Here is a 14,560-nt window from a genome sequence, read left to right as displayed (position 1 = left end):
AATATCAACTACTACACATAATAGTATTCTTAGTCACTACACTGGCAATAGGATTATACTGTAGTAAATCAGTTACTACATTTAAAGACTATGCAGTTGGCAGTAGAAATATGTCCACTTGGGTGGTTACTATCTCTTTAATAGCTACCATATATGGAGGAAATTTTTTACATACTCAACTAACTGGTTATTACTATCAAGGATTATATATGTTAATACTAAGTCTAGGTAGTCCACTTAGATTTTATTTAGCTTCTCGGTTCATTATTGTTAGAATGAAAGAGTGGCTAGGAGATTATTCCATTGCTGAATCTATGGGTAGGCTATGTGGGAGATCAGTTCGAATTCTTACAGCTATATTTGGTATTGTAGTAACGATAGCTAAAGTTTCTGCTCAGTTTAAGATTAGTTTAATTATTATTGAATCTATTACTTCTTGTAATGCACCAGCATATTCTAATTATTACACAGTCATTTTAGGACTACTAGTTACGGCTTACACTATCTTAGGTGGGGCCAGGTCTGTAGCGCTAACAGATGTTTATCAATTTTGTTTTTTCACTGTTTGTTTGCCTATTCTAACTTTTACTTTGTTATATAATGGTAAAAATCAATGGATTAACTGGCAAAAATTTGTCAATATGTCACAGTTTAATTTATCCCAAGTAGCTACTTGGGATATCTCTCCTACATGGGATAACTCCTTAGTTCATCTGTTTACTTATTTCATTTGGCATTCCATATTTACTTTTGATCCAGCACAAATTCAGCGTTTTTATATGTCTTCTTCTATTCAACAAGCAACCAAAGTATTTTTCAAGAGTGGTACGATTCGGATCGTTTTTTCATTTCTATTTTTAGTTGTTATTGCTGCTTTATACACGAGTGGCAATAGTGTTCCACCTAAACAAAAAATACTAGACTATATTATGCAGCTTAATCATTTTCCTGGAATCAAAGGGTTGCTTATAACATCTGTTATTGCTTTATGTATTTCTACAGTTGATGCTTATTTACATACAGGTTCTGTATTATTTGCTAATGATATATGGCCTTTCATAACCGGTTCTAGAGAACGAACTGATAAATATTCTCTAAGAGTTGTACGAATATCCTCTGGTTTAATAGGTATAGCTACCATTCTGATCACATTACACATGAGTAATATTAGACAATTTTTAAATAAAGTATTTTATTTCTATACGCCTTCGGTTACAGTTCCAATGATTATGGCTTGCTTTGGATTTAGACCTCGTTCAGCTGCTGTCTTATGGTCGATGGGAATTAACACAGCTATGACAGTTTACCATATCTTTATAAAAGGACAACCTATCAGAGAACGAGATGTATTTCTATCCCTTATATATGGTGCGTCCATTTTATTTATCCTTATGAAATGGCTTTTTTACTTAAGCCATAGAGATTTGGAAGAGATGATGCATGTAAGATGGACAAAAGTTGATCATCATGGGGTCGCCTTGTATATGGGAAATTATTGTACGCTAAGCCTGTTTATACTCTATATTACAACGGAAACTGTGGAAATTATTGTTTAGCTTTTCAAATTCCTTAAGTTGAGGTTATGGAAAAATCTCCTTAGTTCTAGGAGAATTATTGCTGTGTGTATCAACCCAATGAAAACTAAACAATATCCTCCTTTTGTAGCAGCTGTTGTCAACCATTTGAATCAGGGAGATGGCCTAGGGAAACGGCTTATTATATTTCCTACGCAGCTATCTATTGATTATTTTAACCTCTTCTTAGATAAGAAGAAATGGAAAGACTGTGTGACCTGTTTAACCTTGCATCAGTTGATTTTGACCCATAGTAACCTCAAACTATTACCTACTATAGCCTTGCTAAGCATGCTCCATTGCTTAGCTGAGCAAATATTAAATAGAAAAGAATCTTTCGAGCAATTTTGTAGTTGGGGGATTTCCCTTCTAGAAGACTTTAGTAGTATAGATACCTATCTGGTCAATAGTGCTTCGTTGTTTGCCTCTTTACTACAGCAAAAAAAAATAAACAACAATGATTTGGTCGAAAAAACACTCTTAGCATCTCTTAAAAAGTCTAGCACCCTATCGCTAGATCAACCAGTGGAAGCTCTTTTTTTTTGTCAGAAGTTACCTATGCTGTACGCAGCTTTTAGAGAAAAATTAATAGAAAGAGGGGAGGGATATGAAGGATTATGCTATCAAACGGCTCAACCTTGTCCGGAAATAATGGCTACCTATCAGGAATTAATCTTTGTTGGATTTAATTTGTTAACCCCCGTTGAAGAGCGGTTTATTAGGCAATGCCATTTGCTTGCTTTAACCACCTTGTTTTGGGATGTTGATACCCATTATTTAGATAATGAGCTCAACCTAGCCGGCCATTACCTGCGTCAGCATAGGGAAAAAAAATGGTTTGAAAACAGCTTCTCCAAGCTTACTTATTTGAATGACCCTCATAAAAGCGTTTCTCTAATAGAAGCATCTAGTATAGTAGCACAAGTGGAAGCGATAGTAGTTGCCTTGCAAACCAAAACAGATGATGGTCAACCCAAGTTTTTGCCCGGACAAACCGCCATAGTAGTCAGTGGTAGCCAACTGCTTATACCTTTATTGGACCGGCTCTCTAATCTACCTATTCCGCTGCATGCCAGATTAGATTATCCATTTAGTGCTACCGTTATATATAGCTTAGTAGTCCGATTGGTGCAACTTTGGGAAGCTTCTATGGCTACTCCGGTGCAGCCGGAAATGGCCAACCATTTGGCGGATGTGTTAGCCTTATGTTATCCCTTTCTGCAAGCAAGCACCCAATTAGAGATCACTGCTATGCGTCCATTACTCCAAAAAGATGGATCAAATGGTACTTTATATCAAGGTGGCTTTGAGCTATTTGATCTATGGTTGAATAAGAGTCGTAAGGGTCTTTTGCCTTACCTTAAAGAAGGGTTAACCTATGTCTATGACCATTTTGTAGAGACCAATCCTCTTTTCTTAGAAGTGAATAAAAGCGCATTAAGCTATCTATTGGAATATATAGAGGGATTAGTCGTAGAAATGATAGCGTGTTCTATTCCTTTTTTCCTGAGTGGTTTAAAAGGAAGTAAGATATTATTGCATAAAGATAATCCCTTATTAGGGCTTTATATTATAGATGTTGCTGAGTCCTATAATTTAGATTTTGAACATGTTTTCTTTTTGAACATGAATGAAGGCCACTTTCCTAAGCTTACACATCGTGATTCTTTTTTACCATATGACCTACGTGCTAGTTTTGGGTTGCCGTTGGTAGATAAAGTAGTGGAAAATAAGGTTGCGTATGGATTTTATAGATTACTGCAGCGTGCCCAAAATATTTATGCTTACTATGTTCAAAAAAATCATTTAGATAGTTCTAATGAAATGAGTCGATTGTTAATACAATTGACTTTTGATAGTAAGTTAAACATAACAACTTTCCATCATGCCATTAACCCTTTACCAAGTGCTAAAACCGCTATAGTTATTGAGAAAGACCATGGAGTGATGCAGTTATTAAATAGATTTTTGGTACATGAAGAGGCCACGGCCTCTAGTTTAACCCCTTCTGCGTTAATTACTTATTTGTCTTGTCCGCTTCAATTTTATTTTAAATATTTACTCCAACTAAAGCAGAAACGCCTTCCAAAAGATGAATCAGAAGCGTTACAATTGGGCACATTATTGCATCATATTATGGCCAGCTTGTACCAACCTTTTGTAGGTAAGCAGTTAGATAAAAAAGTTATCACCCAACTCAAATCAAAGATACAAACAGAGATAAATCAAGCTATATCTAGAAAAAAAACGTCACTCAGCAGTCCTATGTTACTCCATGCGCTATTGGAAAAACTTTTAGAGCGTCTATTGGATCTAGATCATGCCGGTACACCATTTACTCTTTTGGGGATTGAAGTAGCCATAAAGCACCCCATAGTGCTAGATGGTGGAGCCATACAGCGAAAGCTTTGGTTGAGTGGAGTAATAGATCGTATAGATAGGCCAAATAATTTTATACGTATTATTGATTATAAGACAGGTGTGGTGAATAATAAAATTGAGCGCATCGTTACCTTATTTGATAGAACTAATATTAAAAAAAACAAAGCTATTTTTCAGCTATTTTTTTACACTTGGCTCTTTAAGGCCCAATATCGATCGGATGGGTCGCAACCGATCATGCCTTATCTGATTCCTATTCGGGAGCTTTTTGGGGAGGATTATAGGCCTGGTATTTTGATACAAAAACCCGATGATGGTAAAAAGTACCAATGCATGGAGGATATGATGCCTTATGCAGCACTATTTGAAGAGGGGTTAAGGGATTTACTTTCAGAAATATTTAATCTTACTATACCTTTTGTACAAACAGAAGATTATGCCATATGTAGCTATTGCCCATATGTGCGTATTTGTCAAAGGGATTAGCAGGTATGCTTACTTTACTGTTTGCTTGGGCAACAGGTAAGATACAGATTCTATATCTATTCAGGCTATGGTGTCGACGTCTATGTTTTGAAAAAAGCCCCCCTTGTAAAAATTGGCGATCAGCAAGCATATCTGACCAGATAAAAAGAAAAGCAGTTGCAGGGAGGGGGCTCAAGGGGTGGCTCCTGTTTGTCCAGCTCTAAGCTGTTATTTCAGCCAATTTTGGCACAGCGCTTGATTTTTTTGTCTGCTTTTTTATCAAGCAAAAGGTGGGATACAAAAGCCTTTTGTACTAATATCGTGAACAGATACTACTAAGCGCTATCCTTATGCTTAATTATAGGTAAGTTATTTTGAGAAATTAGTTATTATATTTGTATTCAATTTATTGTTTTTTACAAAACTTTATAGCCCCTCATATGCTAAATAACAAGACCCATAAAATTCATTCATTGTTTATACAATATTTTTTCTTTTACGCCTTAGTGGTAGCCTATTTCCCTTTTACGGGTTGTTTTGGTGTACGAAAAGACCTTGTACCACAACGTAATGAAGTGTTAGGTGGTTTGCCTTACAATATAAAAAAACTTTATTTAGAACTAACTCAGATGTTAGATGATGATGAGAGGAAAGTTTTAGAAACAAAAATTAACACAATCAAAGACCCACATCGTTTAACCTATTTTATAGAAAAGTGTATAGACTATAAGGGGATACTTAAACTGCTACCTAAGCCTGAAAGAGCGCTATGTAAACAAGCGTTTACTAACGCTTTTGATATCAATCATGCAGAAAAGCTTATCAAGCAATACCAAAATGAGTTAAAAATGATTTATAATGCTTCTATCCAAACACAACAATATTACATAGATCTTCTCCAGGTGTTACCAGAAGATCAAGCCACTGCATTAAAAAAACAAATCGTTCAATCTACTAGCCCAACTGATGTGGATCAACTGATTATATTATACCTACCTAATGCATTTAAAAAGATAGATGAGGATACTAAAAAAGAATTAATAAGTCTTCCAGATGAAAAGCGGCAAGAGATTCTAAAAAAAGCTATGGAAAAAAACGAAAAAAAACACTTCGTTGATGGTGAATTGGATAGTCTTTCCGATTTTGATTATGACTCCGAGTACGATGCTGATTCTAATGATGAAAAAGAAAATATAAGTATAACCAATTTAATTCAACAAAAAATTGAAGAACAAGAAAACAAAGAGGATGAGGATATACCACAAGATAAATGGGGCAAGAAACTAAAATTGCAAGGTGAGAAGAGAGAACAATTTGTCCTCTATACGTTGGATTTAAAACCAGGAGATGAATCAAAATTGAAAGAGCTTTTTACTAAAGCAGATCAGGAAGGGCTTGATAATTTGGCAGATGTGTTTTTTGAAGTTTTTCCAACGGATAAAGAGCGTAAAGATCTTTTGGACACAATGATTTACCTATACAAAGGCTGGCCCAAGGATACGCTTCTGTTGTGTAATCATCCGGCATCATTTGGTGCTGGTAAAAAGTTGCAGTTGTTTTGGCACACCAACAAATACCAACGCACGCTATTAACAAAACTTGATAACGCTATAGAAGCTTTAGAAAATTCAAGGCTGTAGCTAGTTTGCTATTTTTGCGTGATTGGGTAAACTATTGAATGGATGAATATAGATGATACATTTTAATTATGAAAAGGATTGCAATTAATGGATTTGGCCGCATTGGTCGACTAGTTTTACGTAAGCTTGTAAGCTGTAATGACCTACAGGTAGTGGCCCTTAACGATCTAGCAAATAGTATTACCTTAGCCCATTTGTTTAAGTATGATTCCAACTATGGTTCTTTCAAGGGAAGCGTTACCTTTGACGATACCAGCATAACGATAGATAACAAACGCATAAATAGCTATTGTTCCCCCCATCCATCTGCATTGCCCTGGAAAGACCTAGGGGTAGATATAGTGCTAGAGGCTACAGGGCGTTTTTTAGATAAAGAGGGTGCTAATAGCCATTTGAGAGCAGGTGCCAAACAAGTAATTCTTTCTGCACCTGCTAAGGGTGATGGCATTCCAACAGTTGTGTTGGGGATCAATGATGCTGTTTTAAGAACAAAACCATCTATTGTATCTAATGCTTCTTGCACAACCAATTGTTTGGCACCAGTTGTTAAAGTCTTAGATGATCATTTTGGTATAAAGCAGGGTTTGGTCAACACGATTCATGCCTATACGGCTGATCAATCCTTACAAGATGCCCCCCATAGTGATTTAAGAAGAGCAAGAGCCGCTGCCTTGTCTATTATTCCTACTGCTACAGGTGCTGCTAAAGCAATAGGTCTTGTTATGCCCCATTTAGATGGCAAATTAGATGGTATAGCCATGCGTGTTCCTGTTGCTAATGGCTCAGCAGTTGACTTTACAGCTCTATTAAAGCATGAAACTACTCAGGAAGCCTTAAACCAAGCCATGTTACAAGCAGCTCAAGGGCCACTTAAGCATATACTGGCTTACACGGAAGACCCCATTGTTTCTGTAGATGTAATCGGTAACACGCACTCTTCTCTTTTTGATGGCAAGTTAACTTACGTAAAGGGTAAATTGGTAAAAGTGATCAGTTGGTATGATAATGAAGGAGCCTATGCGCAACGTCTGGTAGATATCATACGGTTGCTTTAAAGGATCTGTTTACAGATTTTGGTAAAAAATGACACTATTTTTTTTAATAAGACATGGAGAAACGGATTGGAATTTAAATGAAAAATATAGATTAAAAGACCGCAGCCATTCTTTCAAAAAACATGTATTTAGACATTACTGTAGAATTTGACTTACGAGAATGGCAACCAAACTTAGGGTTAGGAATTACTAATCAAACGGAATTAAAAGATGCAATAAATGACTATGAAACAAACAATGGTATATACCCAGCAGGTGTGCCTAAAACGTGGGAATCTAAAGGTTCTATAAAAGGCAGAACAGATGGTGTTTTAAGAAGATATCTACACTATAAGTATGTAATAGTAGTAACGCATGAGCAGGTAATAAAAACATGGATCAATGCTTATCAAATACCCTATTGCTCTATTCATGCGTTAGAGATAACTACTTAAAAGTATCTAAGAGATAACTACTTAAAAACATCTTATTTGCCACTGACTTGAACAGGTACATTGCCTATTAGAGCCTGTAAAAACAGAACTCACCCGCTTCGCGGGCTTCAAACAGGCTGTTTTCTAATTTTCTTTTTTGGTGCATGCTGTTCTGGCGTTAAATAGATAGGAATAACTAAGGTATAAATAAGTAAATAACAAATTAAAGCCTCCTGTAGAGGAGTGTGCCTCATTTTTAGGTGAGAAAATAGTTTTTATTCCAACGGCCATACCTTTATTACTTATTTTACCCAAGTGATAGTTTATTCCTAAAGAAGGAAAAGGCATGAATGAAGTGTGATATGTAGAAGTTTCCCAATCTTGCGCACTATATAGGGTAAGGAACAAATCTATATCTGCGGACAAATGTCTGTTGATGATATAATATCTATATCTTCCACCTACCCCTACTGCTAAGGCTAATCTAGTATCACAATCAAAAAAAGCTATACCCATTGCAGACCATGAATAAAGAACTGCCTTTTGCTTTGTCACGGTGATCATACACTAGCCCAATGCCTGGATTTACGACAAAAGCCCCGTTTTTATCTAAGCCAAGTGGCGCGTCTTTGTAGGCTGGTTTAAAAGTATTAGCCCCTATATGATAAGAAAGCCCTGGCACGAATAAACCTACCTCATGCCCAAAAGCATCCAGTGAAAATAGCGTTATAGATAGAAGCATAGCCCCTATTGTTTTTAATAGACTATTCTTAATCATTTTTTAGTTGACTTAGTCAATTAGTATAAAAAATTGGTTCATTGAGTTCGGATTAATGTTTAGGCAGCTCAAAGTGGACGCCATTGCTTGAACAGATACAAAATTGGCGTAATCTGGCTATAGTAATAGCTTTAAAACTCAAATACGGTATCTCCCAAGTTTACAAAAAATAATTCTTATGAAGAAATATTTTGGGTTTCGTAACCTAAGCTGTAACTGTAATGCGTTACAGATAAACTTATCCTACCTTAGCGAGTCGAACTACTATTAGTACACCTTCTATATCTATTTCGGTTCCTGTTAGCTCAGCTACAAATTGTATTTGTATGGCTTGTGTTTCGGTACAGATATAATCTCTGTGGATAGTAATAGCTTGACCGATCAAGTTTTGATCCCCTTGTATATCAATTGTTATTTTATCTTGTATATCAAAATTAAGTTTTTTTCGTAATTGTTGAATACGGTGGATAAATTCACGTGCCATACCTTCTTTTTCAAGTGCGTCATTCAGGGTGGTATCTAGTGCAATGGTTATTTCTCCTTCTGTGGCCACGCACCAGCCGGGTATATCTTCTGTAACAATCAATATATCTGATAGGGTTAGTTGAATGGGTTCACCTGCTAAGGTTAATAGATGGGTATGGCCTTGCTCTAAAGCATAAATTTCAGCTGGTTTCAAGGCTATAATAGCGGCACTAAGCTCTTTCATTCTATGACCATACCGCTTACCTAAAAGGGGAAAATTAGGTTTGGCTTTTTTAAGATAATGGGTATCATCTACATAATCTATTTGCTTTACATTAATTTCTACTTTAATTAAGGCTTCTAAACGAAACCATCCAGCTGAAGCAAATAGACCAGCAATGCGCATGCTAGGCAAAGGTTGACGTACCTTGATTTTATGCTTCTTACGTAAAGCATGTGCTAGAGAAACAATTTTTTGTACTTGTCCCATCTCTGTTTCTAACATGGAATCTAGGGCCTCTGCCGAGGCTACTGGAAAATCAGTTAAATGGACAGAGTTATTTTTTTCTTTCTGCGTTACATTATTCAATGCCTGGTAAAGGTAATCTGAATAAAAAGGGGCTATAGGTGCCATGAGTTTGGCAACTGTTATCAGACAATGATAGAGCGTTTGATAGGCGGCTTCTTTGTCTTTGTCTTGGCTGTTTTTCCAAAACCTTTTTCTATTAAGCCTTACATACCAGTTGCTTAAATCATCGATTACAAAATCTTGAATCATTCTAGCTACTAAGGTAGGCTCATAGTGATCATAGGCTTTGGTTGTGGTTTTAATGAGTGTATGGGAACGAGAAATAATCCACCGGTCACTCTGATTTAGCTCATTATGGGTTAGTAGCTCTTTCTGAAAATAGAACTCATCTAAATTGGCATAAAGTGCAAAAAAATGATAGGTGCTATGTAGGGTAATAAAAAACTTACGGGCTGCTTCTGCTACACCTGCTTTATCGAATTTTAAATTATCCCAAGGATTACCATTGCTGATCATATACCAACGTATGGCATCTGGACCATATTCTGCCAATAGCTCCATTGGATCAATGGTATTGCCAATACTTTTAGACATTTTATTACCATTTTTATCCAATATGAGTCCATTGACTACTACATTTTTAAAGGCAGGTATTTCAAAAAGTAAGGTGGAAATAACATGCAAGGTAAAAAACCATCCTCTGGTTTGGTCTATCCCTTCTGCAATAAAATCAGCAGGAAATCCTTTTTCAAAAATTTCTTGATTTTCAAATGGATAGTGCCATTGTGCGCAAGGCATTGCACCGGAATCGAACCAAACATCTATTACAGCTGTTTCTCGATACATAGGTAACCCATTGCTACTGACTAGTACGATTTCATCTACGTAGGGACGGTGTAAATCAATAGTTGCCGGTAAGGCTTCTTGCATATAGCCGGCCAATATAGCTTGCTCTACTTCAAAGGTAAGTTCTGCTAGGGAACTAATACATTTTTCTTCTTTTTGATCAGCCGTACGCCAGATAGGGAGCGGAATGCCCCAATAGCGTTCACGACTTAAATTCCAATCTACTAGATTCTCCAGCCAATTACCAAAACGTCCTTTTCCTACAGCGGCAGGTTTCCATTTAATGGTATCGTTTAATTCCATTAATAATTCCTTATAGGCGGTTGTTTTAATAAACCAGGCATCTAGTGGATAGTAGAGAATGGGTGTATGGGTACGCCAGCAATGGGGATAACTGTGCTCATATTTTTCTACTTTAAATGCTTTGTTTTCTTGCTTTAGTTTAGTAGCAATTAGTAGGTCTACAGGTGGCAAAGTTGTATCTGTTTGGTAAGCTGCTTTTACATAATGTCCCGCAAAATCAATAATTTCCGCTACAAAGCGACCTTTTTTGTCTACAATCGGTATTGATTCACCTGCTGGATTGGTGACCATAATAGGGGCAATATTTTCTTTTTGAGCAATCCGGTAATCATCTGACCCAAAGGTAGGGGCAATGTGCACAATCCCGGTACCTTCTGTAGTGGTTACAAAGTCTGCTGCAATTACTTTAAAGGCATCCCCTTTAGGTGCTACATAAGGCAAGAGCTGTTCATAACGTAAGCCTACTAGCTCTCTTCCTGTATAGCTAGCCATGATCTCCCAAGGCAAGCTAGTAGGATTAGTTTGATAATCAATTTGATGGCTATTAGAGCTAGTTGGTGTACTTGTAAAAAAACGGCTTAGGGCATCTTCTGCTAAGATAACCTGAATAGGAAGATGGGTATAGGGATTGATCGTGGCTACTTTAACATAGTTGATCGTCGTGCCTACGGCTAGGGCACTATTGGCAGGAAGGGTCCATGGCGTGGTTGTCCATGCTAAAAAGTATTCGTTTTCCTTATTTAATTGTTTAAACTGGGCTACAATGGAAATATCTTTTACTAGCTTATAGCAGCCTGGCTGGTTTAATTCATGGGAACTTAGTCCTGTTCCTGTAATAGGTGAATAAGGTTGTATGGTATATCCTTTATAGAGGAGTTTTTTGTTGTACAGTGCTTTTAACAAGTACCAAACTGATTCAATATAATCGCGTTCGTAGGTGATGTAAGGATTTTGGTTATCTTTCCAATAGCCTAGCTCCTTATTAACCGTTTCCCAATCGCTTTTGTAGGCCATAACGGTTGCGCGACAGGCCTGATTATAATCAATAATGCTAATTTTTTTGCCAATATCTTCTTTGGTAATACCTAACTGCTTTTCCACTTGAAGTTCTACCGGTAATCCATGCGTATCCCAACCACTTTTGCGGCGCACATAATAGCCTCGCATGGTCTTATATCTGGTAAAAAGGTCTTTAACAGCCATCGCTAAAATATGATGTACACCCGGCGCACCATTGGCTGAAGGAGGCCCTTCAAAAAAAACAAAAGGCTTTTGCCCTTGACGCTGCTCCATGGAGCGTTCAAATGTTTTGTTGGCTTCCCAAAAATGGCTGATTGCTTTTGCAACTTCTATTAAGTTGAGTTGCGGTTGTGTTGTATACTTTTTCATCTATGCAAGAGGTCTAATAACTATTAGCTCCAATTTAATGAAAAAGTTATAGGGTAAGCTAGGTTATGCTAAAAAAGCATTAGATTTGGCTATAAAAGTTAATCAAATCTCTACGCTATGTTATTAGATTTTGAAAAACCAATTGTTAAGCTTGAAGAAAAGCTTGCTAAGATGCAAGAAGCGGCCAAGGCGCAAAATGCCCCAGTGCTTATGGCCTCCATTGAAAAGTTAGCCAATGATATAAAAGCGTTACAAAAAAGAACGTTTCAAAATCTAACCAGATGGCAACGGGTTCAGCTGGCCCGCCATCCAGATAGGCCCTATACATTGGACTATATCCAACAGATTACAGAAAGTTTTGTTGAACTACATGGAGATCGTTTGGCAGGCGATGATAAGGCAATGGTGGGTGGCTTTGGTACGATTAATGGACAAACTATCATGTTTATCGGTCACCAAAAAGGCAGAACTACCAAGGAACGGCAAATGCGCAACTTTGGTATGCCCAATCCAGAAGGGTATCGCAAAGCACTTCGTTTGATGCGCTTGGCAGAAAAATTTAACAAACCTATTATTACTTTTATAGATACCCCTGGTGCCTATCCAGGCATGGAAGCAGAAGAGCGTGGGCAAGCAGAAGCTATTGCTAGCAATATTCAAGCTATGTTTGGGTTACGTGTACCTATTATATCCATTGTGATAGGAGAGGGTGCTTCAGGTGGTGCTTTGGGTATTGCTATAGGTGACTATGTGCTTATGTTGGAACATACCTGGTATTCTGTTATTACGCCTGAATCATGTTCTTCTATCCTCTGGAAAAGTTGGGACTATAAGGAACAAGCTGCGGAAATGTTACAAATAACAGCCAAAGACATGTCGAATTTTGGTTTGATAGATGGGCTTATTAAAGAGCCCATAGGGGGGGCTCATAGAGATTTACCAACAGCAGCAGGGCTTATTAAAAAGAGCATTCTGAGTCATTTAGAAAAGCTATCTAATAAATCTATTGAGACGCTCTTGCAAGAACGAACAGAGAAATTTTGTGCTATGGGAAAGATAGGTTAATAAGTGGCAGCAGGTGGCCACTACAAAAGTAATAAAGGTGTTAAGTAGTGTAGGCTGGAAAGTGTGAGTGGAATCATCAATAGTATATGCATAGCTATGGTAATATCTTTCCGGCTGAATTTTATTCCACTGTAAAATTTACTTAAATCTCGTATAAATGAATCGTTTATTACCTCTTTGCAATAAGGGCAAAGATGTTTGTAAATATAGGAAGGTAAAAGACTTAATTCTATAGATCCTTTAGACTGATTAATAAGTGACCCGACTAGACAAGAGCCATGAACATAATGGCCACATGAAGGAATTTTAATAGTAGTCGCTTCTTTTTCTGTTTTGTAGCATGCCACACAAGTTCGATCTTCTTGTCCTGATAGGAGAGGATTAAGCTTCCTATACTTCTCATTAAAGAATGATTGTATCTTGGCATCAACGTTGGCTAATTCTTTGTGATCTATTGGAGATAGATCCAATTTTTCTAGCTGATTTATGACGGCATTTCGAATATATTTTTCAGTAACTTTACTGGTTGAAGCACAAAGCGGATTTGCACCATGCTTGATCAGTAAGGTAACAATTTTTTGTTGATCTTCATTTTTTTTGACTTTACCTACTATTGCTAAAGGAGCTTCTCCCTTAGCATTTAAGCAATTAGGATTTGCCCCAGCTTGCAGTAGTAACTCCAGCAGTGTTATCCAGTTTTGGTTATCTCCATTTACGTGTACTGATATAGTTAGTATTACTGCTGTAAGCACTGTCTCTCCAGCTCTATTCCGAGTATTTAAATCTGCTTTGTGTTCGATTAATCGCTTAATAATTGTACTATAGCTATTATGGTTATAAGGCTCACTTACTTGGTTATAGGAAGGTGGCTCAGTGGTTGCTTTGTAAGAGGGGGGTAGTTCTGTTTTATGTGCAGGCTTAAGATTGATACCTTTAAACAAAGCCTTTATCGCATTTTGATCACCTGCTACTGCTTTTTCAAGTAGGCATTTACCCTCAGATAGGCATTGGTTATGATCATAATAATCTTCTGCTAAAAGATCTTGGTCGCTTGTATGATTACATGGAGCCTGATCAAGCGTAGTGTATTGGGCTATATTATGGCTTCCGTTTTTCTGGCGATTATTACAACTACCAGTTAGTGCTGTACAAACACAAAAGCAGGCTAATATAGCCATCGTCTCTTTGGCAGGCAATATGCTACCTGCTTGCTGCTTTTTTATTTTATACTTGTTATTGATCATAACGATAGTAGCCATTACCAATCACTATTTAAAATAGCTATAACTAGCTATACTAGAAGTACATCATCAAACATTAATGTAAAGAGTATTTGTAGAAGATGCAAGTTCCTATTCAGCCAGCACACAGGAGTGGTGGGTTAGACGGGCTTCTGCCACTTTTGTATTAAAGAAAATAGGTATCTATTGACTACTCTGGCAGAAGTAGACCTAAACAACATTGCTTTAGTGGCTGCAGTTAATAAGTAGTTCCTTACTATTTACCTGAATGTATTACCTTTTGAAAGACTATTTTTGGAGGCTATAGAACAACAAACGATGCATATGTTTGGTCAAATGAGCTTACCCTGATTCATCTAGGTCTGTTTTTGTAGGCATCTAACAATTCCTTGATCTGATCTGTAGTAGTTGATAT

At 37.1% G+C, this 14,560-nt stretch carries 10 protein-coding genes; 6 read left to right on the top strand and 4 right to left on the bottom strand.

Going from position 1 to position 14,560, the window contains the following annotated elements:
- The 5 genes from MUW74_RS02045 to MUW74_RS02025 form a co-directional block, all read left to right on the top strand.
- A partial coding sequence (locus MUW74_RS02045) for a sodium:solute symporter (RefSeq protein ID WP_243517668.1) occupies positions 1 to 1,556 on the top strand: 1,556 nt, incomplete at its 5' end.
- Positions 1,557 to 1,634: 78 nt separating this feature from the next.
- Complete coding sequence (locus MUW74_RS02040; RefSeq protein ID WP_243517670.1) at positions 1,635 to 4,442, top strand: PD-(D/E)XK nuclease family protein; 2,808 nt, start codon at positions 1,635 to 1,637, stop codon at positions 4,440 to 4,442.
- A 419-nt stretch (positions 4,443 to 4,861) separates the two neighbouring features.
- Positions 4,862 to 6,061 (top strand): hypothetical protein, encoded by a 1,200-nt coding sequence (locus MUW74_RS02035; RefSeq protein WP_243517672.1) that lies wholly within the window; start codon positions 4,862 to 4,864, stop codon positions 6,059 to 6,061.
- A gap of 68 nt (positions 6,062 to 6,129) precedes the next feature.
- Positions 6,130 to 7,116 (top strand): type I glyceraldehyde-3-phosphate dehydrogenase, encoded by a 987-nt coding sequence (gene gap, locus MUW74_RS02030; RefSeq protein WP_243517675.1) that lies wholly within the window; start codon positions 6,130 to 6,132, stop codon positions 7,114 to 7,116.
- Between the two features lie 122 nt (positions 7,117 to 7,238).
- The gene (locus MUW74_RS02025) at positions 7,239 to 7,550 is read left to right on the top strand and encodes a hypothetical protein (RefSeq protein ID WP_243517678.1); all 312 of its coding nucleotides are present in this window, start codon (positions 7,239 to 7,241) and stop codon (positions 7,548 to 7,550) included.
- Positions 7,551 to 7,673: 123 nt separating this feature from the next.
- Here the strand turns inward: MUW74_RS02025 and MUW74_RS02020 are convergent, their stop codons facing one another.
- The 3 genes from MUW74_RS02020 to ileS form a co-directional block, all read right to left on the bottom strand.
- Positions 7,674 to 8,045, bottom strand: coding sequence for a hypothetical protein (locus tag MUW74_RS02020; RefSeq protein ID WP_243517681.1), 372 nt, complete (start codon positions 8,043 to 8,045; stop codon positions 7,674 to 7,676).
- On the bottom strand, positions 8,026 to 8,307 hold the full coding sequence (locus MUW74_RS02015) for a hypothetical protein (protein ID WP_243517684.1): 282 nt from the start codon (positions 8,305 to 8,307) through the stop codon (positions 8,026 to 8,028). The genes MUW74_RS02020 and MUW74_RS02015 overlap by 20 nt, the downstream gene beginning before the upstream one ends.
- Before the next feature lie 238 nt (positions 8,308 to 8,545).
- Positions 8,546 to 11,839: an isoleucine--tRNA ligase gene (ileS, locus tag MUW74_RS02010; RefSeq protein WP_243517687.1), complete on the bottom strand. Its 3,294-nt coding sequence runs from the start codon at positions 11,837 to 11,839 to the stop codon at positions 8,546 to 8,548.
- A 117-nt stretch (positions 11,840 to 11,956) separates the two neighbouring features.
- Between ileS and MUW74_RS02005 the strand changes: the two genes are divergently transcribed.
- Positions 11,957 to 12,904: an acetyl-CoA carboxylase carboxyltransferase subunit alpha gene (locus MUW74_RS02005; RefSeq protein WP_243517690.1), complete on the top strand. Its 948-nt coding sequence runs from the start codon at positions 11,957 to 11,959 to the stop codon at positions 12,902 to 12,904.
- Between the two features lie 20 nt (positions 12,905 to 12,924).
- On the opposite strand, the gene MUW74_RS02000 is transcribed toward MUW74_RS02005, so the two are convergent.
- Positions 12,925 to 14,163 (bottom strand): ankyrin repeat domain-containing protein, encoded by a 1,239-nt coding sequence (locus MUW74_RS02000; protein ID WP_243517693.1) that lies wholly within the window; start codon positions 14,161 to 14,163, stop codon positions 12,925 to 12,927.
- Positions 14,164 to 14,560: the final 397 nt, after the last annotated feature.

It is taken from the genome of Candidatus Cardinium sp. cBcalN2 (assembly GCF_022810445.1).
Taxonomy (GTDB): Bacteria; Bacteroidota; Bacteroidia; order Cytophagales; family Amoebophilaceae; genus Cardinium.
Note: the sequence above shows the minus strand (reverse complement) of the source record. Positions and strands in the feature narration are given on the sequence as shown.